Origin of the sequence: Bacillus altaicus (assembly GCF_042136375.2) — a bacterium.
Lineage (GTDB): Bacteria > Bacillota > Bacilli > Bacillales > Bacillaceae_G > Bacillus_A > Bacillus_A cereus_U.
In genome coordinates, this window is the sequence record NZ_CM143394.1 from 1,147,422 (window position 1) to 1,173,392 (window position 25,971).

Below are 25,971 nucleotides of genomic sequence, written 5' to 3' on the forward strand. Positions count from 1 at the left end.
TTGCTATTTATAGTCAATTGTTAGCTTCCTGCTCGGGTTGGATTTTTGTTAGTTATTAAACGATAGGATGCAGAGGGTTCTTGTGAATGAAAAGTGTTACATTAGGATGCTGTTTTTTGCTTGTAGTAAGATTCGACTAGTGAGCAGAAGTTAGACAGGAGAAGAAAAATTACTGATTAAAGGGTTCATCTGCCTCGTTTTGCATATTTATTCATTTACATAAAAAGTAATAAATGTAAGTAATAATTATAAAATATATAGAATAAAAATGTATTTTCGTCCTAAAATATGCGTTTTTATGCAAAAAAATAAGAGGATTATCCTTTTTTAGGAAATTCTCTTATAGATGTAGGTAGTACAAAAAAGTACAGTGAGTAATCAGTGGGAATTTCCCACTGATTACAGTTGATTTTTTGTTGTGTATGAGTTAGAAAACATTATTTTGATGGTGAGCCTTTAATGAATTTCCATAAATCGTGGAATACATGAGCTTTGTGTAATGTATTAAGTAGTACTAATATGACTGGACCGATGATTAATCCTAAAAAACCAAAGAGCTTAAAGCCGACAAATAGAGCGATGAGTGTCGCTAATGGATCGAGTCCAATATTAGATGAAAGTACTTTTGGCTCCATGATTTGTCTTTGGACAATCACGACGATGTATAGGATGAGAAGACCGATGGCGAATGCAGTATCGCCTGTGAAAAATACGTATATAACCCAAGGAACGAAGACGGCTCCAGTTCCTAAATACGGGAGTAAATCTACAACCCCTGTAATAATCGCGATAGTAATTGCGTATGGCACGCGTAATATTAAAAGGCCGATTAGTACAATGATAGTTGTCATAGATACGAGTGTAAGTTGCGCTTTAACAAAACCAAACAAAGCTTTTCTTAAATCGACAAAAATAGTTTTTCCGTATCCATGCAAACGATTAGGTAGAAGTTTTCTTACTTTATGAGCAAGACGGTGCCAATCGTAACTAATGAAGAAGGTGGCTAATAAGACGAAGACAAGGACAGTTAAAGTTGTTGGTAATGCACTAATGAAATTTGTTAACCCACTTATAATGGCGGTTAAAAGTTCTTTCATTTGTGTCGTTGCTTCGGTGCCTAAGTTTTGAATGTTTTGTGTAATAGTGTAGCGCTGTGGTTCTCCGAGATGATTAAATTTAGAGATTAAATCATCATAGAGAGGCATAATATGATTAAGTGCAAATTGTTGGGCGAATGCAACGATATCTGGAAACTTCACTGTAACAATTTGTAGTAAGTACGTTGTGGCAGATATTGCTTCAGTTACAAGGTATGTAACAAGTCCAACGATAGCTCCGAATACGAGAATTAAGCTAACGAGTACCGCTAATGCGCGAGGGAATTGTAGTTTTTGATTAAGGAAATTGACGACAGGATTAATCAAATAAGCGAATGCAAAAGCGATAATAAAAGGGTAGATAAGGCCTGACATGTACAGCAATGCATAGAACCCAACTACCGTTGCTACAATGACAAATATGAGTCGTAATATTATATATAGTAAGTTTCGGTTCAAAGATGTATACCTCCCATTCCAATTTGGATTATCCTAATTCGTTCAACTTATAACTAGTGAGATTCACTGATCAAAGTTTCACTTTATGTTATAGTGGAATGATGGATTTAGCCTGCTTCTGCAGCGGATTAATGACTACAGAAGCTTGTTGGTGATGCTTCTACTATATGGTAAAAACTTCATTTTCTCTCCTTTTTATTTTACCTGTTTCTTATTATAAAAGAAAGGAGAGACATCCGCTTTTAAATGTATATGCATGCTTTATTTTTTTCTGGTTAAAGTCTTATTTGTAATTTTGAAATGTATATAAAAATCATTTTTTTCTTTATTATAATTATCAAATATGCATCGGTATAGCATGTAAAACGATAGGTTTAAGGGTATTTTTGTTTGGAAACAAGTTCATTATTTTCAGAAAGGAAGTGCAATCATGATTAGTCAGTCAACGTTATTTTTATTCATACTACTTATTATAGGACTTATTGCTAAAAACCAATCGCTTACTGTAGCTGTTGGAGTGTTATTTTTATTGAAGTTTACGTTTTTAGGCGATAAAGTCTTTCCTTATTTACAAACGAAAGGAATTAACCTCGGTGTGACGGTTATTACAATTGCAGTGCTTGTCCCAATTGCGACGGGGGAAATAGGGTTTAAACAGCTTGGAGAAGCGGCGAAATCATACTATGCATGGATTGCTTTAGCTTCAGGAGTAGCGGTTGCTTTATTGGCGAAAGGTGGGGTGCAATTATTAACGACGGATCCTCATATTACAACCGCACTTGTTTTTGGGACAATTATAGCTGTAGCTTTATTTAATGGAGTTGCTGTAGGTCCGTTAATTGGGGCTGGAATTGCCTATGCAGTTATGAGTATTATACAAATGTTTAAATAAGGAATTTTATAGTAATATAAAATTTTTGAATTCTTTCTGTTCACAAAAGTCAGATAATTGTTTATAATAGGATTAGAAACTTTGAAAAGTTACATAACAACAGAGACTTTACACCAGATAAAATAAAAACAACATAAAACAATTTTATAATGATATTGTTTTATGTTGTTTTTATCATAAACTCTTCGGAATTCATTTTCCTCACTAACTTGTTGTTCTGAGCGTGAGGATTCGGGGAGACATTCACGCTCATGCTTTCCATGTAAGCAATGGACAATAAGAGGGGAACATCGCAACAAATTTGCATGAACGTGCATTTTGCTTGCCTAAAGAGTGAACGAGCGTTCATAATTTATAAGGGGAGCAAATAGATATAAGGAGCAAGGTTGGGAGAATTTTCAGGAAAAGGAGAGAATGTCATGACTGTTATTCGAGGTTTAGAAGGGGTAGTAGCAACAACATCATCTGTGAGCTCTATTATTGATGATACATTAACTTATGTTGGGTATAATATTGATGATTTAGCTGAGAATGCTACGTTCGAAGAAGTAGTGTACTTATTATGGCACCGCAAGCTTCCTAACGAAAAAGAACTAGCGGAATTTAGTGGAACAGTATCTGAATACTATAAAGTACCAGGTGAGATTTTAACATATTTGAAACAAGTAGATTTAAAAATCGCGCACCCGATGTCGGTTTTACGAACTGCGATTTCCATGCTATCATTATATGATGAGAGCGCTGAAATAATGGATGGAAAGTCTAATTATTTGAAAGCGGTTAAATTACAGGCTCAAGTCGGAACTTTAATTGCGGCTTATGCAAGAATTCGTAAAGGGTTAGATGTTGTTGAGCCAAGAAAAGATCTATCATTAGCTGCAAACTTCTTGTACATGTTAAATGATCGTGAGCCAAATGAAGTTGAAATTGAGGCTTTTGATAAGGCACTTGTACTTCATGCAGATCATGAGTTAAACGCTTCTACATTTACTGCACGTGTTTGCGTAGCTACACTTTCAGATGTGTATTCTGGTATTACAGCAGCAATCGGTGCATTAAAAGGTCCTCTTCACGGCGGGGCAAATGAAAATGTAATGAAGATGTTAACTGAAATTGGCGAAGAAGAAAATGTAGAATCATATATTCATAATGCTCTTCAAAATAAAGTGAAAATTATGGGATTTGGTCATCGCGTATATGAGCATGGTGATCCACGCGCGAAACACTTACGCGAAATGTCTAAGAGATTATGCGTGCTTTTAGGAGAAGACAAATGGTATAATATGTCTATCAAAATTGAAGACATTGTAACAAAAGAAAAAGGTCTTCCACCAAATGTTGATTTCTATTCAGCTTCTGTATACCATTGTTTAGGAATTGACCATGACTTATTTACACCTATCTTTGCAATTAGCCGTATGTCAGGCTGGTTAGCTCATATTCTAGAACAATATGAAAACAACCGTTTAATCCGTCCGCGTGCTGATTATGATGGACCGACACATCAAGTGTACGTTCCGCTAGCGCAACGATAAGCGAAAAACACTATTTTGATAGTGAAAATACGCTTTCAAAAGTCTGATTTTTTCGGAAAGATATAATGATTAGAATATTTAAATTTGACTAACGGTTTGAACTGAGGGGTTATTCCCTCAGTTTCATACATATGAAATTTCAAACATGGGGGTTATCACATTGACGACAGGTGAAAAAATTACTGTAACTAATGGTGTTATGAATGTACCAAACAATCCGATTATTCCATTTATCGAAGGAGATGGAATTGGTCCTGATATTTGGGCTGCAGCATCTCGCGTAATAGAAGCAGCAGTTGAGAAAGCATATGATGGTGAGAAGAAAATTGTTTGGAAAGAAGTGCTTGCAGGGGAAAAAGCATTTAACCAAACAGGCGAGTGGTTACCAGAAGAGACTTTAAATTTAATTCGTGAATATTTAATCGCAATTAAAGGTCCACTTACAACTCCAGTTGGCGGTGGTATTCGTTCTCTAAACGTTGCGCTTCGTCAAGAATTAGATTTATATGTATGTCTACGTCCAGTTCGTTACTTTGAAGGTGTTCCTTCACCTGTAAAACGTCCGGAAGATACTGATATGGTTATTTTCCGTGAAAATACAGAAGATATTTACGCGGGTATTGAATATGCACAAGGTTCTCCAGAAGCAGAAAAAGTTCTTGCATTCCTAAAAGAAGCAATGGGCGTTAATAAAATTCGTTTCCCAGAAACATCAGGGATTGGTATTAAACCAATTTCAGAGGAAGGGACAAAGCGTCTGGTTCGTGCTGCAATTCAATATGCAATTAACGAAAAACGTTCTTCTGTTACATTAGTTCATAAAGGAAACATTATGAAATTTACAGAAGGTGCTTTCAAAAACTGGGGTTACGAAGTAGCTGAACAAGAATTTGGCGACAAAGTATTTACTTGGGCTGAATATGATCGCATCGTTGAAAAAGATGGTAAAGATGCAGCGAATAAAGCGATGGCAGAAGCAGAATCTGCTGGGAAAATCATCGTAAAAGATTCTATTGCAGACATCTTCTTACAACAAATTTTAACTCGTCCACGTGAGTTCGATGTTGTTGCAACAATGAACTTAAACGGAGACTACATCTCGGATGCACTTGCTGCACAAGTAGGTGGAATTGGTATTGCACCTGGTGCAAACATTAACTATGTGACTGGACATGCTATCTTTGAAGCTACACATGGTACAGCTCCAAAATATGCAGGTTTAGATAAAGTAAATCCATCGTCTGTTCTTCTTTCTGGTGTATTATTATTAGAGCACTTAGGATGGAACGAAGCTGCGAATTTAGTAACTGATTCAGTTGAGAAAACAATTGAATCAAAAGTAGTAACTTATGATTTCGCACGCTTAATGGAAGGTGCAACAGAAGTGAAATGTTCTGAGTTCGCTAATGAACTTATTAAAAACATGGATGTAGCGATAATCAAAAATGCATAATTAAAGCGGGGGGTAAATTATGACAATCAAACGCAAGAAAGTTTCAGTCATCGGTGCAGGATTTACAGGAGCAACAACAGCATTCTTATTAGCACAAAAAGAACTTGCAGATGTTGTAATAGTGGACATTCCACAGCTGGAAAATCCAACAAAAGGGAAAGCGTTAGATATGTTAGAAGCGAGCCCAGTACAAGGTTTTGATGCTAACATTATTGGTACATCTGATTACGCAGATACTGCTGATTCTGACGTTGTCGTTATTACAGCAGGTATTGCGCGTAAGCCTGGTATGAGCCGTGATGACTTAGTAGCAACAAACTCTAAAATTATGAAAAGTATTACGCGCGACATTGCAAAACATTCACCAAATGCGATTATTGTTGTATTAACAAATCCAGTTGATGCAATGACATATTCTGTATTTAAAGAAGCAGGATTCCCGAAAGAGCGTGTTATCGGTCAATCGGGCGTATTAGATACAGCTCGTTTCCGTACATTCATTTCACAAGAATTAAACCTTTCTGTGAAAGACATTACAGGATTTGTTCTTGGTGGACATGGTGACGATATGGTTCCTCTTGTACGCTATTCCTATGCAGGTGGCATTCCGTTAGAAACATTAATTCCAAAAGAGCGTTTAGAAGCAATTGTAGAACGTACACGTAAGGGTGGCGGCGAGATTGTAGGCTTATTAGGAAACGGTAGTGCATATTATGCGCCAGCAGCTTCTTTAGTTGAAATGACAGAAGCAATCTTGAAAGATCAACGCCGTGTATTACCTGCTATTGCATACCTTGAAGGTGAGTATGGTTATAGTGACATTTACTTAGGGGTACCAGTAATTCTAGGTGGTAACGGAATTGAAAAAATTATTGAATTAGAACTTCTTGCAGATGAAAAAGAAGCGTTAGATCGCTCTGTCGAATCTGTACGTAACGTTATGAAAGTTCTTGTTTAATAATTAAATATAAGCGGAAAAAGATTCGGGGCCCCGAATCTTTTTCTACTATATATTGAAATGTTTTTTTGAAATAATATGAAAACGCTATCATTCGGTGTATCCTATAATGAAACTATAGACTTATACTATACATTGCCCTCATCATAGTAAATTTCGGATAAGGTATCGCTTTTAGTAGGATAATAAGGTGAAAAAATCGGAGGGGGTTGTAACATGTTAAAGAAAAAAGTTCAAATTGGTCGTAAAATGGATGAAATTACAGTAGGAGAGAAATTATCTATCACTGAAAAAATTGAGGATAAAGATTTGTTATTGTATTTAGGGTTAACGAATGATGCCAATCCATTATATATTCAGCATGATTACGCATCCCAAACTCCGTATGAAAAGCCGATTGTCCCAAGCATTATGCTAACGGGGCTGATTACAACGGCGGTTACGAAATATTTACCAGGTCCAGGTAGTCATATTACTAGGAAGGACCTTACGTTCGTGAAACATGTTCACCATTATGAAACGTTACAAATCCACTTTGAAGTTGTGGCTGTTTCAGAGGAGGAACATACAATTGATATGCTTGTATTTGCTCATGATGAAAAAGGAGAAACTGTTGTAAAAGGTTCATTAACAGTAACACCACCTTTTAAATCTGTTTCCATTATGGAAAAAGCATTAGATAATTTTTAAAACATGAAAATATGAATAGCGCTAGCATACCTTTTATAAGGGGGCTAGCGCTATTTTTAGTTGAAGAATCCTTCTTTGAACCCTTCGGTAAATTCTGAACAACCTGTTTTAATCGTATCCCAGCTCGGTACGTTAAAAGTAAGGAAACATGTTACTACTAAAGTTAAAATAGGTAGTAATATTCGCATAATAGCCCCCGTATATTATTTATTTATATATTTAAATTAATAATATATTTATTGGTGATTGAAGTCAATGAAAGGGGTGGTTTTTTAAGATGAAGTGGAAGAGAGAAGACACTATTTTTGAAACGATAAGAGAATCTGAATTGTGGGCAGATTCAATCGCGAATGAAATGTATGGAAGAGTATTTGATGGATATGAAACGCCGGATTATAAAATTGCATATGCTCTTTCATTTTTCTTAGCGCAAAATCAAGAACTCAATATTCATACGGAAGTAGAATGTAATAAAAATAAAGATTTGTATAATTTGAAGGCTATGGGCAGGTAAATATAGTAACTATTCTCTAATTTTAATAGCTGTAATAAGAGAGTAGTTACTATATATTGCTGATTAAAGAACATATAAATTATTTTTCTTTAATAACAAGTTTTGCTTTGTATAATACAATTGAGCAAATTGAAAATGAAAGAATAGTTAAAGAGACTGTTAAAGCTATAAAAAGTAAATTTGGTTCATCAAACATAACAGATCTAATTGCTGTAATTTGATACGTTAAAGGATTAAAGTGAGTAATTAGTTTTATATAATTAGGAACTGAATCTATAAGATAAAAAGTTGGTGCGGTAAATCCTAAGGGTAAAATTAACATAGCGAGTATAGAGTCTCTTTTTTGATAATCATTTATGAAAACTGTAATTAGAGTGCCCAAGGAAGTCCAGAATAAGAGTGCAATTACGGCTAGTATTAATCCAATTAAATAATTGAGTATATTAAAATTCAATCCCACGATTAGAGACAATAAATATAATATTGTTGATTGAAATAAAAAACCCAGAGTAGGATACGTAGACATCCCAATTATGTAATAAAAGGGTTTAATTCCACTTGAAAACTTTAAAGGTAACAGTCCCCATCGTTTATCGATGGTAGTTCGATAAATAGTTTGTGTCATTTGACTAGTTATTAATAAACCCATTACTCCTACTAGAGCATACATCTCATATGAAATTTCTAAGTTGTTATAAGTTATATTTCCAATTGTGCCTCCAACACCCATTACTAAAAATAAAAAATACATAATTGGTTGCATTATTTGTGAATATAGTATATTTTTATTTCTCCAAAAAGCTTTAAGTTCTATAATGGTTAAGATTTTTAAGCCTGTCCAACCTAGATTACTTTTTCTTCTAAAGTCTTTTGCTTCCATAAATTTCAGCGCTCCTTAGTGGTCTTTAGCTTAAGATATGTTTCTCTTAGACTATTACGCTCATTTTTTATATTTATAATTTTTGTTGTTTTTTCAAGTATTGAAATAATATTTGATATACTTAACGCTTGATTAACATTTAATATTAATGGCTTGGTAGATAAAATCTCTGCTCCAAGTGCTGTAATTTTATCTAAGGTTGTTGTATCTAATGTTCCTTGATACTCTATTACATACTTATTAACTTGATTGTTATTATTTAAAAATTCGCTTATGGAACCATGATAAATTATTTTTCCTTCTTCAATATATATCATTTTATTACAGTATCTTTCTAATAAGTTTAAGTCGTGAGAAGATATAAGTACTGAGCATGTGCTTTCATTTACCCGAGAGTTTAAGTATTGTAGAAAAATCTCTGCGGACTCTGCATCTAAACCTGTAGTAGGTTCATCGAGTAGGTAAAATATAGGTTTATGTGCTATGGCACGTGCAATCTGAACTCGTTGTTGTTGTCCGCCAGATAATTGATCGACTGAAAAACTGTTTTTGTTTTCTAAATTTACTTGTCTTAAAGCATCTAAGGCCATCTGTTTAGATTGCTTTCTTCCTATGCCAGCTAATAAGGGACCTAGCAGGACATTGTCTATTACATTTAAGTACCAATCAATTACTTGATTTTGTGGGCTGAATCCTAAAATGCTAAAAGGGTTATTCTTATTAATATAATTATCATGAAAAGAGATGGTACCTTTTGTGATTTCTTGTATCCCAGAAATCCCATTCATTAATGTTGATTTTCCAGCTCCATTAGAGCCTACTAAAGCGACGAAATCTCCAGGTTGAAACTCTAAGTTTATATCTGTTATCCCATGGCTATTTTCATAAATGATGGATAGGCTATTTATTGTTAAAATTGGTGGGTTTTCTAATTTCATTTGACTACACACTCCTGAGCTATATATAAATCATTTAAGAGTTCATTTATATTAATATATTTAAAGTTCAGTCCTTTTTGAATTATATTTTTAAAAAGGGGATCGATATCATCTAGATTTTTTTTTGAAATCTCTTCTAATGTTTTTTTAAAATAATCAGCCCTTATATTCTGGATTTTTTGATATTCAGTAGGTTTAAGAAGATAGTATAGTATGCATACTATGCTATAAATATCGGTCGTGTTCTTTTCCTGACTAAATGTACTATCATAAAAACCAGGAGACCCTACAAGTATGTAAGGCGGCGCTTCCTCTGTGTTTTTATGAGCAAATTCGAAATCGATTAATTTAACCTCATACAATTTGTTTATTAGTATGTTATTAAAAGATAAATCACGAATAGTGTATTTATAATTTATATGTATTGTTTCAACGGCTTTAGCAATTTTAATAACTATAGCTAAGATTGTGAGTTCTGTAAAAGAGGGTTCGTTATAAAGCATTTCCTCTAATGTTTTGCCTTCAAAGAATTCTTGTACAATAAAAAAATTTCTCGCAACATAAAAAGCATCATATATTTTTGGAGTGTATACAAGCTCTTGCATATCTTCTAGAACTTTTTTTTCCCAAAAGAGTCTATCTAAACCATCCACGCCTGACTCTTCGATTTCTCCTAATAAACAGCCTTCTTTTAATATCTTAAGTTTTTTGTCTGTTGTATCAAAAACTTTATAAACGCCGCCTTTACCTCTTTTTCGTAATACTGATAAGATTAAAAAATTTCTCGGTATCTCTTGAAACCTAGGGTGTTCAAAATCTTGTATAGTAACAGCTACTTCTTGGGGGATTGTTTTGGTTCTTTTATCTTCTAATATACTTCCGTTCGATAATTCGAGTAACATTTTGGTATTTTCCTTATTATAAAGTTGTTTAAAAGCTCCATATCTATAATGTACAACAGTACTTTGTTTGTAATTAAAGTCCGATGGTATAAGAGGAGAATTGATATCTTTGGTCAACAAATTTAATTCCTCTAAGCATGTGTTTAATTCCTGATCATTGCGTGGGTATATGGTTACTAATTTTCCTATTTGTGAAAACCAAAATATCCCCCTGTTTTGTAGTTCGAAAATCCTTAAATTACTAACCGCCTTGAAATTTAATCCTTTATGAATTAAATAAGGTAAACATCTTTCGATGATAGTAGTTGCATTAGTGATGCTAGCGGATAAATGTACTTTGAATCCGCTTGTAGGTAAGGAATTATCAATTGCTTTATAGTAAGACCAATGTTCATCAAATGAAACATTAACTTTGAATTTATCTAATGTGCTTCTATAAGTAGTTCTAATTGCTTTTTTCTTCATAAGGTAATTCATCCTTTCATTTTTATATATTGAAATGATTTCCATATATTTTTTTGCCGTCCTTCAATGCTAGAATAAAGAGGCCGTGAGCATAAGGTTTAATATATATGCTAGGCTGTAGCCCCTCTTCTTTAAGTATGAGCCCGAGTTGAGAAACGCTGTATCTATTTAATCTGGGGGTAGCATAAGATTCTATAATAAATAAATAAAATAATTCCCATTCAACGGATTTGTTTTCTTGTTTTTTGACGGCGTTAATAAATTTAAACAGTGTTGATGTAAGGTCACCTTTGATTTTTCTGTTAAGAAGATTTCTTATATTTTTATTATTCAACTATGGCTGCCTCCTTTGAAATCAGGTTAGTTAGTAATCTATCCTCTTTAGAATTGAGACTATAATGACCAAAATTATCTATAGTAACTATTTTTACTTTCTCAAGGTTTTTGGTGTTTAAACTATTTTGAAAATTGATTATTTGTTGATAGGGGCAATGCTGATCATTTTTCCCATGAATAAAGGTTATGTCGTGTATAATTCTTGTGTTACGAGCTAAATCAATAGGGTTTTTTATTGTAATGTTGGCTAAGGTAAATAATTCTCTCATTAACAGAATGGAATTAGAAAATAACATCTGGTATCTTATATCTGTAAAAGTGCCAAAAGCTATAATTTTTTTGATCCGAATATATTTTTGAAAAGATAAAAGGGTACTTAAGTATGCTCCGTAACTTTCTCCATAAACGTAAACTTCTTTTTGAGGATACAGGTTATTGAGATGTTTTCTTATTTTTATAACTTGTTGCAAATCTGATTCTCCAGCACTTAATCGTATTTTGTTCTTGTAATTCTCCCCATATCCTGTACTACCGTAAAAATTAACCATATAAACTGTAAATTCATTATTAATTAAATTTTCGGCTAGAGGATTATAAGAAAAATCAAAATGATAGTAAGGACCGCCGTGTAGCATTAATATAATTTTACTTTGTTTTTTTCTTTTAACTTTATAACTGGAATTTTATCTTCTGTAATGTATAAATGACTTCCTATTTTTTTTTCTTGTATGCCTAATAATTCTAATGTAGTTTTAATACTCCTATTTAAATATGTAATCTCCTTTGTGAAAATATTAAAGGTTGCTAGTGAAAAAGGCTTTGTTATTGTTGATATATTTATAAGAAGTAATTTGTTAGATAAGAAAAAGGCACGATTAATAGTGCTATAATTGAAATTGAAATTAAGATTGTGATTTTCGGTTTTTAAATTCAGAATACTCCTGCCTCTTATGTTTTTTAGAGTCAATCTTGCACCTGAATACTGATCTAAAAGAATTTCATCTTTAAGCAATATAGTAGTTAAAAAATGTACTATAAAATTATGTATTTTTGTTATTGGATAAATTGATGTGATTTTTAATAAATCTTCAATAGTAAAAATTGCTGAGTAGCTAAAAGTGTATATAATTTTATTGTTGCCATTATGTATATTTAATTCATGTAAAATTAAAAGTTTTTTAGCGATATTGACAGAAATTATAATGATTTTATGGTTATCTTTTTCAAAAACTTTTAGTAATTTTTGTTCGGGTTTTAAAAAATGTAAGTCTAATTTTGAAATTTGGTTAGATTTATAATCGCGTAAATCTAGTTTTCTGTTAGTTAATATATACCACTTATCATTGCTGTAAAATCCTAAATTATTAATGGATTTTATATCTTTGATTAAGCAAGAAATTTCCATACCTTTTTTAAACATAAAAATATTAAAGTTTCCATTTTCATTTTCTGTTGCATATATAAATTTATTTTTACTGTAATTAGTATTTAAAAAGAGAACGTTATTAACATAATCCATGGAATCACCTAAATATGAATTGTATTTTTAGAATAAAGAGCTACCGGTTTTACGGTAGCTCTTTATTTACATGTGGCAGCCTGAACTATGGGCACCAGAAAGGGCACCTACAGCAAGCTGATCATTAATGCCTAATTGGTTAAGATCATCTAAATTACGAGAAATTAAAGCGTGTCTTTCGATTTCACTTAGTTCATATGTAGCTATTACTTTTTCGGGATTGTCGAAAAAGTCTCCAATTAGTTCCCAGTTTTCGTTAAGATCATTAATTAACTTTGTTAAATTCCTTGACATTTGAAACTCGCCGCCTTTTCGTTTTGGATGGTATTGAATAAACGATTACTTTCAATTTACATGTGGCAACCTGAACTATGAGCACCAGAAAGGGCACCTACAGCAAGTTGGTCATTAATGCCTAATTGATTAAGATCGTCTAAATTACGAGAAATTAAAGCATGTCTTTCGATTTCGCTTAGTTCATATGTAGATATTACTTTTTCAGGATTATCGAAAAAGTCTCCGATTAGTTCCCAGTTTTCATTAAGATCATTAATTAACTTTGTTAAATTCCCTGACATTTGAAATTCGCCGCCTTTTCGTTTTTGGATGATATTGAATAAATGATTACTTTCAAGTTACATGTGGCAACCTGAACTATGAGCACCAGAAAGGGCACCTACAGCAAGTTGGTCATTAATGCCTAATTGATTAAGATCGTCTAAATTACGAGAAATTAAAGCATGTCTTTCGATTTTGCTTAGTTCATATGTAGTTATTACCTTTTCGGGATTATCGAAAAAGTCTCCGATTAGTTCCCAGTTTTCATTAAGATCATTAATCAGTTGAATTAAATCCTTTGTCATTTCCAAGTCAAATCCTTGGTTTTGGTATATGACAATTGAATAAATGATTACTTTCAAGTTACATGTGGCAGCCTGAACTATGAGCACCAGAAAGGGCACCTACAGCAAGCTGGTCATTAATGCCTAATTGATTAAGATCGTCTAAATTACGAGAAATTAAAGCGTGTCTTTCGATTTCGCTTAGTTCATATGTAGCTATTACTTTTTCAGGATTATCGAAAAAGTCTCCGATTAGTTCCCAGTTTTCATTAAGATCATTAATCAGTTGAATTAAATCCTTTGTCATTTCCGAGTCAACTCCTTGGTTTTAGGATATGGCAATTATAGGATGTATAGTCGACTGTGTCAATATTCTGAAAGAGAAAAATTTATGTTTTTTCTGAAAAAACATTTAAAGGGAAGATTCCGTTATTTAAAATCTGTATATTTTTTGAATAAAAGTGAAATGGTTATTGAATGTGTATTAAATGCTGTATTTAAATCTTTGTGAAAGGTTTTTTAATGAAAAGAGGTTGGGTTTATATCTAATAAAAATCCAATTAATTGTTTTTCTGATACATTTATAATATTTTCTTAAAATATGAAAATATTATTTGTTCTTTTGTTTAATATCTTTTACAAAACCCTATCGTCAAATGTTGAGAGGGACCTTATTTTCTAGTATGATGAGAATAACGGGGAAAATACTAGGATGAAGAAGGTTTCAAGTCTATAACTTGGAGGAAAAGAATGAACAATCGTATTTTAGTAGTTGATGATGAGGAATTTATCTTAACTTTAATTGAATTTAATTTACAACAAGCTGGGTTTGAAGTTATAACAGCAATGGATGGAGAAATGGCGCTTCAAAAAGCGACAACAGAACGCCCAGATTTAATTATATTAGATTTAATGCTTCCAAAAATGGATGGTATGGAAGTTTGTAAAGAATTACGATTGCAGCGTGTTATGACGCCGATTTTAATGTTAACAGCAAAAGATGATGAATTTGATAAGGTGCTAGGTCTTGAGCTTGGGGCTGACGATTATATGACGAAGCCATTTAGTCCAAGGGAAGTTGTTGCTCGTGTGAAAGCGATTTTGCGCCGCACGAAATTACAGCAAGAAGAAAAAGTTTCAGAATCGCCAGATGAAGAGAGCATCAAAATTGCAGAGCTTAAAATTTTACCGGAGTTTTATGAAGCGTACTTCCAAGGAAGGAAACTGGAACTAACACCGAAAGAATTTGAGTTACTTGTTTATCTTGCGAAAAATAAAAGTCGTGTATTAACTCGTGACCAATTATTGAGTGCTGTATGGAATTATGATTTTGCCGGTGATACAAGAATTGTTGATGTCCATATTAGCCATTTGCGCGATAAAATTGAACAAAATACGAAAAAACCGACGTACATTAAAACGATACGTGGTTTAGGTTATAAATTAGAGGAGCCAAAAGTGGATGAATAAGTTTCGTTCCAGGCTTCTTTTTACATTTGTTTCTCTTATCGTTTTTATTTTAGTTGGACTAGGTGTATTATTAGAAACTGTATTTGAAAACTACTATATAGATCATGCTAAAGAGAGAATGATAAAAGAGACACAGTATGTTGCTGTATTAGCAGAGGAGCAAGGGTTTGATTCTGTTTTAAAAAAGCCGTATGTATTTGAAAAGTTAGAAGAACAAATACCAGCTTCTATTATATTTGTGGATGAAAAAAAGAAAGTTCAATATAGCGGTGGGAAACAATCTACATTTAATCAAGAGATGATTAAAGAACTTTCTTCTGAAGCAGGAAAACAAAAAAATAAAGTCATTACGAAAGAAACAGATCAAAAGAATGAATTTTATCATGCTGTGTTCGTCCAGGATGTAGAAGGGAAACAAGGATACATTTTGGTGAAAAGTACAATTGATACTTTGAGGGACGTTCACCAAAAAACGTGGGGATTATTAATTATCGGATTTGTCATTGCTTGTCTCGTAGTTGTATTCCTAGGTGTCAAAATTACAGGACAATATATTAGGCCGATTGAATCAGTTACGAAAGTTGCAATTGAATTAGCGAAGGGTAATTACAAAGCGCGTGCATATGAAAGTCATTCAGATGAAACAGGAATGCTGAGTAAAGCAATTAATATTTTAGCTCGTAATTTACAAGAGATGACACTCGAACAAGAAATGCAACAAGATCGTTTGCACACATTAATTGAAAATATGGGAAGCGGAATGATTTTAATTGATAGCCGTGGTTATATAAACCTTGTAAACCGTTCTTATAAGGAGACTTTCCACGTAACAGATGAAGAATATTTAGACCGTTTATATTATGAATCGTTTCACCATACGGAAATTATTGAGCTTGTGGAAGAAATTTTTATGACAGAAGTGAAAGTGCGTAAACAAATGTTATTGCCGCTAGGTATTGAGCGCAAGCATTTCGAAGTATACGGAGCACCAATTATTGGGACAAACCATGAGTGGAAAGGGATTGTTCTCGTATTCCATGACATTACAGAGTTAAAGAAATTAGAACAAATGAGAAAAGACTTTTTAGCGAATGTTTCTCATGAATTGAAGACACCGATTACTTCTATTAAAGGTTTTTCAGAAACACTCTTGGACGGAGCGATGGATAATAAAAAATTCTGCGAACATTTCTTACATATCATTTTAAAAGAAAGTGAGCGTATGCAAGGATTAATTGAAGATTTATTAGATTTGTCAAAAATCGAGCAGCAAGGTTTTAGATTAAACATGGGTACGGTTGATATGAAGGAGCTTCTTGAAGACATTCACATGGTGCTTGATAATAAAGCGGGTGAAAAAGAAATCTCTTTACAAGTGAATGTATTAAAACGTGTTTCTGTCATTGGAGATCCAAGTCGTTTGAAACAAATCTTTATTAATTTAATTAATAATGCAATCGTATATACACCTGCTGGAGGCATTGTTTCTGTAGAGTTAGCAGAAGATAAATATAATGCTTATATAAAAGTATCAGATACTGGAATTGGTATTAGTAAAGAAGAAATCCCTCGTATATTTGAACGTTTTTATCGAGTTGATAAAGCGAGAAGTAGAAATACGGGTGGAACGGGTCTTGGTTTATCAATTGTAAAGCATTTAGTTGAAGCACATCAAGGTACGATTACGGTGGATAGTGAGGTTGGAGAAGGTACAACATTTACAGTTGTTTTACCAAAATCAGCTACTGAAAAATAGGATGAAGGATATTTACAATATATTAACAATGGCTTAATTAAATATTAATAAAGCTCTGTTAATATAATATATGAAAACCCCTTCATCCAAGGAGTAATTTTGGACGAGAGTAGTTATGCTATTCTCGTCACTTCCCTTTTATGCCAATGTAAGTCTGTTTATATATGATAGAAAAAAACCGTTATTTTTCTTCTCTCTATTAGTCATGTTAATATAGAGAGAGGATAGGAACGGTTTTTTTTCTGTGGAAAAATCGTTTCAAATTTGTATGGGGAGGTTTGTAGTTTGGAAAAAAAAGTCGTATTAGTAGATGGTAATAATATCGCGTATCGTGCTTTCTTTGCACTACCGCTTTTAAATAACGACAAAGGTATACATACGAACGCAATTTATGGTTTTACGATGATGTTAATGAGAATATTAGAGGAAGAAAAACCGACGCATATGCTTGTGGCGTTTGATGCGGGGAAAACAACGTTCCGTCATAAAACGTATAGTGATTATAAGGGAGGACGTCAAAAGACTCCACCTGAACTATCAGAGCAATTCCCATTTATTCGCGAAGTACTTGATGCATTTAATGTTCCGCGCTATGAATTAGAAAACTATGAAGCGGATGACATTATGGGGACGTTAGCGAAAGAAGCGAGTGAGCAAGGGTTTCATGTAAAAGTTATTTCAGGAGATAAAGACTTACTGCAACTTGTTTCAGATAATACACTCGTATGTATTCCTCGCAAAGGGATTACGGAAGTAGATGAATATACGAAAGAAGCTTTATTTGAGAAATATAGCTTATCACCAAAGCAAATTATTGATATGAAAGGTTTAATGGGAGACCAATCGGATAACATTCCAGGTGTACCAGGTGTTGGTGAGAAGACAGCCATTAAATTATTAACGCAATTTGAAACGGTAGAAGCAGTATATGAAAACTTAGATCAAGTGAGTGGAAAGAAATTAAAAGAAAAGTTAGAAGCGAATAAAGAACAAGCCCTTATGAGTAAAGAACTTGCGACTATTATTACAGACGCACCGATTACTGTGCATGTAGATGATATGGCATATAAAGGGTATGAACCAAGCGATTTGATTCCAATGTTCGAGAATTTAGGATTTACATCCCTTTTAAATAAATTAGGTGTTACGCCGGAGGAAACGGCTCCAGCTGAATTAGATGATATTATATTTGATATTGTAGAAGAAGTTACAGAAGAAATGCTTCAGCAAGATAGTGCGCTTATTGTTGAAGTGCAAGAAGATAACTATCATAAAGCCGATATTCAAGGTTTTGGTATTCAAAATGAAAATGGTTGTTACTTCATTCCGGCCGATGTTGCTCTTAAATCAGATGCTTTTAAAGAGTGGATTGCAAATGGAGAGATGAGAAAACATACATTTGATGCGAAGCGTGCTATCGTTGCCCTAAAGTGGAAAGGTGTAGATATTCAAGGGATTGACTTTGATTTATTAATTGCCGCTTATTTACTTGATCCAGCTGATACCGATAAAGATTTCCGCGCTGTTGCGAAAATGAAAGAAACACATGCGGTAAAATCTGACGAAGAAGTTTACGGGAAAGGTGCGAAGCGTGCTGTTCCTGAGCAAGAGGTAGTAGCTGAGCATGTCGCTCGTAAAGTGCATGTATTATTCGATGTGCAGCAAACATTCGTAGAAGAGTTAGAAAAGAATGAGCAATATGAACTATTTACAGAGTTAGAATTACCACTTGCTCGTGTATTAGCTGACATGGAAGTGAAAGGTGTTACAGTTGATACGAAGCGTCTTCGTAATATGGGAGAAGAGCTTGCGGGTAGATTAAAGGAAATGGAACAAGAGATTTATGAGCTTGCAGGAACGGAATTTAATATTAATTCACCGAAGCAGCTTGGGGTTATTCTGTTTGAAAACTTAAATTTACCTGTTATTAAAAAGACGAAAACAGGATATTCTACATCTGCTGATGTACTAGACAAGCTTATGGATCATCATGCAATCATTCCGAAGATTTTACACTACCGTCAATTAGGGAAACTAAACTCTACATATATTGAAGGGTTACTAAAAGTTGTACATGACGATTCATCTAAAATTCATACTCGCTTTAACCAAGTGTTAACGCAAACGGGACGACTAAGTTCAACGGAACCAAACTTGCAAAATATCCCGATTCGCTTAGAAGAGGGAAGGAAGATTCGTCAGGCGTTTATTCCTTCAGAAGAAGGATGGATTATGTTCGCGGCCGATTATTCACAAATTGAACTTCGTGTGCTTGCTCACATTGCAAAAGATGAAGGTTTAGTTGAAGCGTTCCAACATGACATGGATATTCATACGAAAACAGCTATGGATGTATTCGGTGTTGGAAAAGATGAAGTGACATCTAATATGAGACGACAAGCAAAAGCTGTAAACTTCGGCATTGTATACGGTATTAGTGATTACGGCCTTTCACAAAACTTAGGAATCACGAGAAAAGCGGCAGGGGAATTTATTGAAAGGTATTTAGAAAGCTTCCCTGGAGTACAAGAATATATGGCTGACATTGTAAAAGATGCGAAGCAAAAAGGATATGTTTCAACGTTATTAAATCGCCGTCGTTACATTCCAGAAATTACGAGCCGTAACTTTAATTTACGTAGCTTTGCAGAGCGTACAGCAATGAATACACCAATTCAAGGTAGTGCGGCGGATATTATTAAAAAGGCTATGATTATTATGGCGGATCGCTTAGAAGAAGAAGGCCTACAAGCTCGCCTGCTTCTGCAAGTACACGATGAATTGATCTTTGAAGCGCCAAAAGAAGAAGTGGAAAAATTAGAGAAGCTTGTACCTGAAGTAATGGAGCATGCAATTGAACTAGCAGTTCCGTTAAAAGTTGATTATTCTTACGGTCCAACTTGGTACGACGCGAAATAAGGAAGTGATAAAATGCCGGAATTACCAGAGGTTGAAAATGTTAGACGGACACTTGAAAATCTTGTAACGGGAAAAGTGATTGAAGATGTAATTATCACTTATCCAAAAATAGTGAAACGACCGGACGATGCAGAAATCTTTAAAGACATGCTAAGAGGCGAGATGATCGAGAATATAAAGCGAAGAGGTAAGTTTTTGCTTTTGTATGTAACAAACTATGTAATTGTTTCACATTTGCGTATGGAAGGTAAGTTTTTACTTCATCAAGAGGATGAGCCAATTGATAAACATACACACGTGCGTTTCTTATTTGCAGATGGAACTGAATTGCATTATAAAGATGTGAGAAAGTTTGGTACGATGCATCTCTTTAAGAAAGGTGAAGAGTTTGCTCAAATGCCTCTTGCTGATTTAGGACCAGAGCCGTTTGATGCTGAATTGACACCGCAGTACTTACAAGAAAGATTGCAAAAGACAAATCGCAAAATAAAAGTTGTATTATTAGATCAGCGTCTTTTAGTGGGGCTTGGAAATATATATGTAGATGAAGTATTATTCCGTTCGCAAATTCATCCAGAACGAGAAGCTGCATCTTTAACAGAAGAAGAAGTAGAAAGAATTTACGAGGCGATTGTTACAACGCTGGGCGAAGCGGTTAAGCGAGGCGGAAGTACAATTAGAACGTATATTAATTCGCAAGGACAAATTGGTTCGTTCCAGGAACTTCTAAATGTATATGGAAAAAAAGGAGAACCGTGTGTGACTTGCGGTACGCTATTAGAAAAAACAGTTGTTGGCGGAAGGGGAACGCATTACTGCCCAATTTGTCAGCCTAGAATATAGAAAAGGGATAACATCGGATAGGCATTTGTCATATACATAGAGCAGAGCTATGTATAAGGGAGGAGCTTACCGATGTATCTTTATTTATCTCTTATTTTATTAGCTTTTACATTAAGCTTAGATAGCTGTAGTGTGGGGCTAACATACGGATTAAGAAGTGTAAGAATTCCACTAAAATCAATTATAATTATCGGAATCTGTTCAGCGGCTGTCATGCTCGTTTCCATGGGAATTGGACATATGATTGCGAAAATATTTTCACCTGTTATCGCAACGCGTATCGGTGGGTTTGTTCTTATTGGAATCGGGATTTGGGTATTATACCAATTTTTTCGAAGTGATAAAAAAGAAGAACCGAAGCAAGAAGAGAAGGTTTGGAAGTTAGAAATTGCTTCTCTAGGGTTAGTGATTCAAATTTTGCGGAAGCCGACTGTTGCCGATTTTGATAAATCAGGAACTATCTCTGCAGGAGAAGCGCTACTTCTCGGCATCGCTCTTTCTGTAGATTCGTTTGGTGCTGGAATTGGTGCATCTTTATTAGGTTATGCACCGGCGATGATGGCGGTATTAGTCGCGGTTATGAGTTCTTTATTTTTATTTATTGGAATGAAGCTTGGTACGATTTTATCGAATATGAAATGGTTACAAAAATTCACATTCCTGCCTGGGGTATTACTCATTATTATTGGAATTTGGAAAATGTAAGTAGGGGCGTGGAACATTAGTTTCGCGCCTTTGATATTATGAGGAGGATTATTATGACAGTAATAATTGGATTAACAGGAGGCATTGCAAGCGGAAAAAGTACGGTATCAGAAATGTTTCGTGAAATGAGTATACCGGTTATTGATGCAGATATTATTGCGCGAGAAGTTGTAGAACGAGGAAAACCAGCATATAACAAAATTGTAGAGGTGTTTGGAACGGAAGTGTTACAAGAAGATGGGGAGCTGGATCGTCCGAAGCTTGGAAGTGTCGTTTTCTATAATGAAGAAAAACGATTGCAGTTAAACAAAATTGTTCACCCTGCAGTGCGTGAAGAAATGAATGCACAAAAGGAGATGTACATAAAAGAAGGTATGCAAGCGGTTGTGTTAGATATCCCTCTTTTGTTTGAAAGTAAATTAACAAATCTTGTTGATCGTGTTGTAGTTGTAGCAGTCACACCGAATACGCAATTGGAACGTTTAATGAAACGAAATAACTTTTCAGAAGAAGAAGCAACAGCGCGTATTCAATCTCAAATGCCACTAGAAGAAAAAGTAAAGAAGGCAGATGAAGTAATTTATAATGATGGCACAATTATTGAAGCGAAAACACAATTAGCGGCTATTTTGAAAGAATGGAACATTATTGATTAAAAAATTGCGAAATTAATGAAAATGCTTAGTGACATATCTCCTTTTTGTGTTATACTATTATTGGGATTGGAGATAAATAGTATAACGCATTCAAGGGGGACAACATATTATGACTCGTGTGGCAATTAATGGATTTGGACGTATTGGGAGAATGGTATTTCGTCAAGCAATAAAAGAAAGCGCATTCGAAATTGTAGCAATCAATGCAAGCTATCCATCAGAAACGTTAGCACATTTAATTAAATATGATACAGTTCATGGAAAGTTTGACGGAACAGTGGAAGCATTTGAAGATCACCTACTAGTTGATGGGAAAATGATTCGCCTTTTAAACAACCGCGATCCAAAGGAATTGCCTTGGAAAGATCTGGGTGTTGAAGTTGTAATTGAAGCAACTGGTAAATTCAACTCGAAAGAAAAAGCAATTCTTCATGTTGAAGCTGGAGCGAAAAAAGTTATTTTAACAGCTCCTGGTAAAAATGAAGATGTAACAATTGTAGTTGGTGTGAACGAAGACCAATTAGATATTACAAAACATACCGTTATTTCAAATGCATCTTGTACAACAAATTGTTTAGCGCCTGTTGTAAAGGTGTTAGATGAGCAGTTCGGAATTGAAAACGGTTTAATGACAACTGTTCACGCTTATACAAATGACCAAAATAATATTGATAACCCACATAAAGATTTAAGAAGAGCGCGTGCTTGCGGACAGTCTATCATTCCGACAACGACGGGTGCTGCGAAAGCGCTTGCAAAAGTTCTTCCACACTTAAACGGAAAACTCCATGGTATGGCACTTCGTGTACCAACACCAAACGTGTCTCTTGTTGATTTAGTAGTAGACGTAAAACGTGATGTAACAGTTGAAGATATTAATGAAGCATTCAAAACTGTTGCAAACGGTGCGTTAAAAGGAATTGTAGAATTCAGCGAAGAGCCTTTAGTGTCTATCGACTTTAATACAAATACACACTCAGCTATTATTGATGGTTTATCTACAATGGTAATGGGTGAGCGTAAAGTGAAAGTACTTGCTTGGTATGATAACGAGTGGGGCTACTCTCGTCGTGTTGTAGATCTTGTAACGTTAGTTGTTGATGAATTAGCAAAACAAGAAAATGTACAACATATTTAAGTGAAATAGAGGGAGGGCAAGTGAATATTTGCTCTCTTTTTTTATTTTTTTCTGAAAAGAAAAAAATTATATGGGTATATTTTCAAATAGTGGACAGACCAAAAAACGTTGTGATTACTGTATTTGTGAATCGTTTATTTTTTTTAGGGAAAAGTAAAGAGGAAATTATGACAGAAAATCGAAAAAACTGTTGTTGCAAAATGAAAATAAACAAAGTATACTAACACTCGTAAACTTAAGAGCTGAGGTACGTAGTCACTACTTAAAGGGTTAGGACCTCTCTGGACTAACTTTCCCCCGTGGTAGTGGAGCAAGCCAAATTGCAAATTAGTTTTCAATTCGAACAGTTAGAATAAATTTACAAGGGGGAACTGTAGAATGGATACTATGGATACGATGGGTCGTCACGTAATCGCTGAACTTTGGGATTGCGATTTCGACAAGCTTAATGACATGCCGTATATTGAACAATTATTTGTGGATGCAGCACTAAGAGCTGGTGCTGAAGTACGTGAGGTTGCTTTTCATAAATTTGCACCACAAGGTGTAAGTGGAGTAGTAATTATTTCGGAATCACATTTAACAATTCATAGCTTTCCGGAGCACGGTTACGCAAGTATTGATGTTTATACTTGTGGGGATCGTATTGATCCAAATGTTGCTGCAGAATATATTGCAGAAGGTTTAAACGCGAAAACGCGTGAGAGCATCGAGCTTCCTCGAGGCACTGGTAGCTTCGAAATTAAGCAGAGAGAAACAAAAGCTCTTTAAAAAAGAACATAATTGATTTAAAATGTAAAGAGGTGTATAATGCACCTCTTTTTTAGTTTATATAAAATAGGATCACGATATGTAATAACTTAGAGTGGTCATTATAGAAGAATGAGTTATATAATATTGTATATATATTGTCACATGTAGGTGAGTAGCGAAAGAATAAAGATTATAGTGTAAAGGAGTGAATGAATTGCGTTGTCCATCCTGTTTTCATAATGGCACAAGAGTGTTAGATTCGCGTCCGGTAGACGAGGGGCGCTCTATTCGAAGAAGAAGAGAGTGTGAAAGTTGTTTAAGTCGCTTTACGACATTTGAAAGAGTAGAAGAATCACCTCTTATCGTTGTTAAAAAAGAAGGAACACGAGAAGAGTTTAATAAAGAGAAAATTTTACGCGGTTTAATTAAAGCGTGTGAAAAAAGACCTGTATCTTTAAGGCAGTTAGAGGAAGTAACCCAAAGTGTGGAGCGTGAACTTCGTAACTTAGGTATATCAGAAGTGAAAAGTGATATGATTGGTGAAATTGTTATGGAAGAACTTCGTGATATTGATGATGTTGCTTACGTACGTTTTGCTTCTGTGTATCGTCAATTTAAAGATTTAAATGTATTTATTGAAGAATTAAAAGATATACTGCAAAAAGAGAGAGAGTAGAAGGAATCCCTTTATATATTGTAAGTAAACGAGATAAGAGAGCTAGAAGCGGAAGCTAATAGCTCTTTTTCGCTAATAAATTATATAATAAAGATAGAACGAGTGAAATGTAGGTTAGATTGGATGAGAGAAAGGAAAAGCAAGAATGGAAAAACAGTCATGGATGGAGCTATTGCCGATTGATCGTTATAAAGTAAGTGCGAAAGGGTTGTTACATAATTACGACCGGAAAGTATTAACGATGTTGTATCAGCCGTTAATAGGTAGTAGAGCTTTTAGCTTATACATGACACTATGGGGAGAGTTAGAGCAAGATCGTGTGTTTGGAAAAGAGAATACACATCACTCCCTTATGGTGACTATGCAAATGCAACTTCCTGAAATATATGGGGAACGAGTAAAGTTAGAAGCGATTGGTCTTTTAAATGTATATATTAAGAAAGAAAAAGATATTCGAATGTTTATATATGAATTGCAACCACCTTTATCTCCGAAGCAGTTTTTTGATGATATTGTTTTAAGTATCTTTTTATATAATCGCTTGAGTCGGACAAAATACAACCAAGTAAAGCAATATTTCTTAGAAGAAGAATTCGATTTTGCTTCTTATGAAAATGTTACGCGCTCCTTCAACGATATATTTGATTCGTTTAACCCAGGTCAGTTTGAATATGCGCAAGAAGAATTGCGTATTCCGAAAACGACAATTATGCCAAGTAACGAGAATGGGGATGCTCCGAAAGTTTGGAATGATTTCTTTGATTTCTCTTTATTTGTAGACGGACTATCAGCGCTTGTTCCTAAAAAGGCGATTACAGATCAAGTGAGAGAATGTGTCATTACACTCGCGTATGTGTACGGTGTAGATGTGTTATCGATGCAAAATATCGTTCTTGGCGCAGTGACAGAGATACAAACAATTGATATCGAAAGGCTTCGGAAGGGAGCACGCGATTGGTATCAATTCGAAAATGGTCAAGCGTTACCTGTATTAAGTGAAAGAGTGCAACCTCATGCTGCTCGTACAATGAAAGAGAAAGAGCCATCTACGCAAGAAGAGATGCTAATGAAGCAGTTAGAGGAAATCTCGCCAAAACAACTATTGAAAGAGATTTCAGGCGGTGCAGAGGCGACGAAAGCGGACTTGCAAATCGTTGAGGATGTAATGATAAACCAAAAGTTAACGCCAGGGGTTGTGAATGTACTTATATATTACGTTATGCTACGCTCAGATATGAAGCTTGCTAAAACGTATGTCGAGAAGATTGCTGGACATTGGGCGCGAAAAAAGGTTGGTACAGTAGGCGAGGCGATGGCGCTAGCGAAAGAAGAGAATCGTCAATATCAAGAGTGGGCTGAGACGAAGAAAAAAGGTCGTACAGCGAAGAAAACAGTGAGAAAAGAAATGGTACCAGATTGGCTTAAAGAAGAGTCGAAAGAAGAAGAGAAAGAACCTGTAAAAAATGACGTAAGTGCGAAAAAAGATGCAAGTACGTTAGAAGATGAACGGAAACGATTAGAAGAAGTATTGAAAAAATATAAGCGTGATTAATAAAAGAAAATGAACGCTCTTTG

At 34.5% G+C, this 25,971-nt stretch carries 28 protein-coding genes; 16 read left to right on the plus strand and 12 right to left on the minus strand.

Going from position 1 to position 25,971, the window contains the following annotated elements; translation table 11 throughout:
* Positions 1 to 437 precede the first annotated feature (437 nt).
* Positions 438 to 1,556 (minus strand): sporulation integral membrane protein YtvI, encoded by a 1,119-nt coding sequence (gene ytvI / locus ACE38F_RS06045; RefSeq protein ID WP_375369987.1) that lies wholly within the window; start codon positions 1,554 to 1,556, stop codon positions 438 to 440.
* Between the two features lie 430 nt (positions 1,557 to 1,986).
* Between ytvI and ACE38F_RS06050 the strand changes: the two genes are divergently transcribed.
* The 5 genes from ACE38F_RS06050 (at position 1,987) to ACE38F_RS06070 (ending at position 7,084) form a co-directional block, all read left to right on the plus strand.
* Positions 1,987 to 2,448 (plus strand): DUF441 domain-containing protein, encoded by a 462-nt coding sequence (locus ACE38F_RS06050; protein ID WP_002112200.1) that lies wholly within the window; start codon positions 1,987 to 1,989, stop codon positions 2,446 to 2,448.
* A gap of 386 nt (positions 2,449 to 2,834) precedes the next feature.
* Complete coding sequence (gene citZ, locus ACE38F_RS06055; RefSeq protein ID WP_002015492.1) at positions 2,835 to 3,983, plus strand: citrate synthase; 1,149 nt, start codon at positions 2,835 to 2,837, stop codon at positions 3,981 to 3,983.
* A 160-nt stretch (positions 3,984 to 4,143) separates the two neighbouring features.
* A complete protein-coding gene (gene icd, locus ACE38F_RS06060; protein WP_193656557.1) occupies positions 4,144 to 5,436 on the plus strand; it encodes an NADP-dependent isocitrate dehydrogenase in 1,293 nt (430 codons plus the stop codon).
* Positions 5,437 to 5,455: 19 nt separating this feature from the next.
* A complete protein-coding gene (gene mdh, locus ACE38F_RS06065) occupies positions 5,456 to 6,394 on the plus strand; it encodes a malate dehydrogenase (protein ID WP_215554374.1) in 939 nt (312 codons plus the stop codon).
* 216 nt (positions 6,395 to 6,610) lie between these two features.
* Entirely contained in the window at positions 6,611 to 7,084 is a 474-nt protein-coding gene (locus ACE38F_RS06070) for a MaoC family dehydratase (protein WP_016106325.1), read from the plus strand.
* Between the two features lie 56 nt (positions 7,085 to 7,140).
* Here ACE38F_RS06070 and ACE38F_RS06075 read toward each other — a convergent pair whose 3' ends face one another.
* A complete protein-coding gene (locus tag ACE38F_RS06075; RefSeq protein ID WP_375369986.1) occupies positions 7,141 to 7,272 on the minus strand; it encodes a hypothetical protein in 132 nt (43 codons plus the stop codon).
* A gap of 89 nt (positions 7,273 to 7,361) precedes the next feature.
* On the opposite strand from ACE38F_RS06075, the gene ACE38F_RS06080 reads away from it, so the two are divergent.
* Positions 7,362 to 7,598, plus strand: coding sequence for a hypothetical protein (locus ACE38F_RS06080; RefSeq protein ID WP_375369985.1), 237 nt, complete (start codon positions 7,362 to 7,364; stop codon positions 7,596 to 7,598).
* Between the two features lie 79 nt (positions 7,599 to 7,677).
* On the opposite strand, the gene ACE38F_RS06085 is transcribed toward ACE38F_RS06080, so the two are convergent.
* From ACE38F_RS06085 to ACE38F_RS06130, 10 genes are all read right to left on the minus strand, one after another.
* The gene (locus tag ACE38F_RS06085) at positions 7,678 to 8,478 is read right to left on the minus strand and encodes an ABC transporter permease (protein WP_375369984.1); all 801 of its coding nucleotides are present in this window, start codon (positions 8,476 to 8,478) and stop codon (positions 7,678 to 7,680) included.
* Between the two features lie 5 nt (positions 8,479 to 8,483).
* The gene (locus ACE38F_RS06090) at positions 8,484 to 9,416 is read right to left on the minus strand and encodes a metal ABC transporter ATP-binding protein (RefSeq protein ID WP_375369983.1); all 933 of its coding nucleotides are present in this window, start codon (positions 9,414 to 9,416) and stop codon (positions 8,484 to 8,486) included.
* Positions 9,413 to 10,783, minus strand: a complete 1,371-nt coding sequence (locus tag ACE38F_RS06095) for a class III lanthionine synthetase LanKC N-terminal domain-containing protein (protein WP_375369982.1) — start codon at positions 10,781 to 10,783, stop codon at positions 9,413 to 9,415. The genes ACE38F_RS06090 and ACE38F_RS06095 overlap by 4 nt, the downstream gene beginning before the upstream one ends.
* Positions 10,784 to 10,805: 22 nt before the next feature.
* Positions 10,806 to 11,117 (minus strand): hypothetical protein, encoded by a 312-nt coding sequence (locus ACE38F_RS06100; protein ID WP_375369981.1) that lies wholly within the window; start codon positions 11,115 to 11,117, stop codon positions 10,806 to 10,808.
* Positions 11,110 to 11,754 carry an alpha/beta hydrolase family protein gene (locus tag ACE38F_RS06105; protein ID WP_375369980.1) on the minus strand — a complete coding sequence of 215 codons (645 nt, stop codon included), beginning with the start codon at positions 11,752 to 11,754 and terminating at the stop codon, positions 11,110 to 11,112. The genes ACE38F_RS06100 and ACE38F_RS06105 overlap by 8 nt, the downstream gene beginning before the upstream one ends.
* Positions 11,754 to 12,638 (minus strand): hypothetical protein, encoded by an 885-nt coding sequence (locus tag ACE38F_RS06110; protein ID WP_375369979.1) that lies wholly within the window; start codon positions 12,636 to 12,638, stop codon positions 11,754 to 11,756. The genes ACE38F_RS06105 and ACE38F_RS06110 overlap by 1 nt, the downstream gene beginning before the upstream one ends.
* Before the next feature lie 66 nt (positions 12,639 to 12,704).
* Complete coding sequence (locus ACE38F_RS06115) at positions 12,705 to 12,932, minus strand: hypothetical protein (protein ID WP_375369978.1); 228 nt, start codon at positions 12,930 to 12,932, stop codon at positions 12,705 to 12,707.
* Positions 12,933 to 12,988: 56 nt separating this feature from the next.
* Positions 12,989 to 13,216 (minus strand): hypothetical protein, encoded by a 228-nt coding sequence (locus ACE38F_RS06120; RefSeq protein ID WP_375369977.1) that lies wholly within the window; start codon positions 13,214 to 13,216, stop codon positions 12,989 to 12,991.
* A gap of 57 nt (positions 13,217 to 13,273) precedes the next feature.
* Positions 13,274 to 13,588: a hypothetical protein gene (locus ACE38F_RS06125; RefSeq protein ID WP_375369976.1), complete on the minus strand. Its 315-nt coding sequence runs from the start codon at positions 13,586 to 13,588 to the stop codon at positions 13,274 to 13,276.
* The gene (locus ACE38F_RS06130) at positions 13,560 to 13,787 is read right to left on the minus strand and encodes a hypothetical protein (RefSeq protein WP_375369975.1); all 228 of its coding nucleotides are present in this window, start codon (positions 13,785 to 13,787) and stop codon (positions 13,560 to 13,562) included. Before ACE38F_RS06130 ends, ACE38F_RS06125 begins: the two co-directional genes overlap by 29 nt.
* 443 nt (positions 13,788 to 14,230) lie before the next feature.
* Between ACE38F_RS06130 and phoP the strand changes: the two genes are divergently transcribed.
* The 10 genes from phoP (at position 14,231) to ACE38F_RS06180 (ending at position 25,948) form a co-directional block, all read left to right on the plus strand.
* Positions 14,231 to 14,950 carry a two-component system response regulator PhoP gene (gene phoP / locus ACE38F_RS06135; RefSeq protein WP_215554372.1) on the plus strand — a complete coding sequence of 240 codons (720 nt, stop codon included), beginning with the start codon at positions 14,231 to 14,233 and terminating at the stop codon, positions 14,948 to 14,950.
* A complete protein-coding gene (gene phoR / locus ACE38F_RS06140) occupies positions 14,943 to 16,706 on the plus strand; it encodes a sensory box histidine kinase PhoR (RefSeq protein WP_375369974.1) in 1,764 nt (587 codons plus the stop codon). Before phoP ends, phoR begins: the two co-directional genes overlap by 8 nt.
* 285 nt (positions 16,707 to 16,991) lie before the next feature.
* On the plus strand, positions 16,992 to 19,625 hold the full coding sequence (gene polA / locus ACE38F_RS06145) for a DNA polymerase I (protein WP_215554370.1): 2,634 nt from the start codon (positions 16,992 to 16,994) through the stop codon (positions 19,623 to 19,625).
* Positions 19,626 to 19,637: 12 nt separating this feature from the next.
* Positions 19,638 to 20,468 carry a DNA-formamidopyrimidine glycosylase gene (gene mutM / locus ACE38F_RS06150; protein ID WP_215554369.1) on the plus strand — a complete coding sequence of 277 codons (831 nt, stop codon included), beginning with the start codon at positions 19,638 to 19,640 and terminating at the stop codon, positions 20,466 to 20,468.
* 72 nt (positions 20,469 to 20,540) lie between these two features.
* A complete protein-coding gene (gene ytaF / locus ACE38F_RS06155) occupies positions 20,541 to 21,173 on the plus strand; it encodes a sporulation membrane protein YtaF (RefSeq protein ID WP_215554368.1) in 633 nt (210 codons plus the stop codon).
* Between the two features lie 53 nt (positions 21,174 to 21,226).
* Positions 21,227 to 21,829 carry a dephospho-CoA kinase gene (gene coaE, locus ACE38F_RS06160; protein WP_215554367.1) on the plus strand — a complete coding sequence of 201 codons (603 nt, stop codon included), beginning with the start codon at positions 21,227 to 21,229 and terminating at the stop codon, positions 21,827 to 21,829.
* Positions 21,830 to 21,938: 109 nt separating this feature from the next.
* The gene (locus tag ACE38F_RS06165; RefSeq protein ID WP_215554366.1) at positions 21,939 to 22,967 is read left to right on the plus strand and encodes a glyceraldehyde-3-phosphate dehydrogenase; all 1,029 of its coding nucleotides are present in this window, start codon (positions 21,939 to 21,941) and stop codon (positions 22,965 to 22,967) included.
* 387 nt (positions 22,968 to 23,354) lie between these two features.
* Positions 23,355 to 23,738, plus strand: coding sequence for an adenosylmethionine decarboxylase (gene speD / locus ACE38F_RS06170; RefSeq protein ID WP_002003660.1), 384 nt, complete (start codon positions 23,355 to 23,357; stop codon positions 23,736 to 23,738).
* Between the two features lie 196 nt (positions 23,739 to 23,934).
* The gene (gene nrdR / locus ACE38F_RS06175; RefSeq protein ID WP_001203686.1) at positions 23,935 to 24,396 is read left to right on the plus strand and encodes a transcriptional regulator NrdR; all 462 of its coding nucleotides are present in this window, start codon (positions 23,935 to 23,937) and stop codon (positions 24,394 to 24,396) included.
* Between the two features lie 145 nt (positions 24,397 to 24,541).
* Entirely contained in the window at positions 24,542 to 25,948 is a 1,407-nt protein-coding gene (locus ACE38F_RS06180; RefSeq protein WP_002160267.1) for a replication initiation and membrane attachment family protein, read from the plus strand.
* Positions 25,949 to 25,971 lie beyond the last annotated feature (23 nt).

Coding starts and splice junctions, on each gene's coding strand:
- ACE38F_RS06050 (WP_002112200.1), top strand. CDS start 1,987: ATGATTAGTCAGTCAACGTTATTTTTATTCATACTACTTATTATAGGA.
- mdh (WP_215554374.1), top strand. CDS start 5,456: ATGACAATCAAACGCAAGAAAGTTTCAGTCATCGGTGCAGGATTTACA.
- ACE38F_RS06070 (WP_016106325.1), top strand. CDS start 6,611: ATGTTAAAGAAAAAAGTTCAAATTGGTCGTAAAATGGATGAAATTACA.
- ACE38F_RS06075 (WP_375369986.1), bottom strand. CDS start 7,272: ATGCGAATATTACTACCTATTTTAACTTTAGTAGTAACATGTTTCCTT.
- ACE38F_RS06080 (WP_375369985.1), top strand. CDS start 7,362: ATGAAGTGGAAGAGAGAAGACACTATTTTTGAAACGATAAGAGAATCT.
- ACE38F_RS06085 (WP_375369984.1), bottom strand. CDS start 8,478: ATGGAAGCAAAAGACTTTAGAAGAAAAAGTAATCTAGGTTGGACAGGC.
- ACE38F_RS06090 (WP_375369983.1), bottom strand. CDS start 9,416: ATGAAATTAGAAAACCCACCAATTTTAACAATAAATAGCCTATCCATC.
- ACE38F_RS06095 (WP_375369982.1), bottom strand. CDS start 10,783: ATGAAGAAAAAAGCAATTAGAACTACTTATAGAAGCACATTAGATAAA.
- ACE38F_RS06105 (WP_375369980.1), bottom strand. CDS start 11,754: ATGCTACACGGCGGTCCTTACTATCATTTTGATTTTTCTTATAATCCT.
- ACE38F_RS06110 (WP_375369979.1), bottom strand. CDS start 12,638: ATGGATTATGTTAATAACGTTCTCTTTTTAAATACTAATTACAGTAAA.
- ACE38F_RS06115 (WP_375369978.1), bottom strand. CDS start 12,932: ATGTCAAGGAATTTAACAAAGTTAATTAATGATCTTAACGAAAACTGG.
- ACE38F_RS06120 (WP_375369977.1), bottom strand. CDS start 13,216: ATGTCAGGGAATTTAACAAAGTTAATTAATGATCTTAATGAAAACTGG.
- ACE38F_RS06130 (WP_375369975.1), bottom strand. CDS start 13,787: ATGACAAAGGATTTAATTCAACTGATTAATGATCTTAATGAAAACTGG.
- phoP (WP_215554372.1), top strand. CDS start 14,231: ATGAACAATCGTATTTTAGTAGTTGATGATGAGGAATTTATCTTAACT.
- phoR (WP_375369974.1), top strand. CDS start 14,943: ATGAATAAGTTTCGTTCCAGGCTTCTTTTTACATTTGTTTCTCTTATC.
- mutM (WP_215554369.1), top strand. CDS start 19,638: ATGCCGGAATTACCAGAGGTTGAAAATGTTAGACGGACACTTGAAAAT.
- ytaF (WP_215554368.1), top strand. CDS start 20,541: ATGTATCTTTATTTATCTCTTATTTTATTAGCTTTTACATTAAGCTTA.
- coaE (WP_215554367.1), top strand. CDS start 21,227: ATGACAGTAATAATTGGATTAACAGGAGGCATTGCAAGCGGAAAAAGT.
- ACE38F_RS06165 (WP_215554366.1), top strand. CDS start 21,939: ATGACTCGTGTGGCAATTAATGGATTTGGACGTATTGGGAGAATGGTA.
- speD (WP_002003660.1), top strand. CDS start 23,355: ATGGATACGATGGGTCGTCACGTAATCGCTGAACTTTGGGATTGCGAT.
- ACE38F_RS06180 (WP_002160267.1), top strand. CDS start 24,542: ATGGAAAAACAGTCATGGATGGAGCTATTGCCGATTGATCGTTATAAA.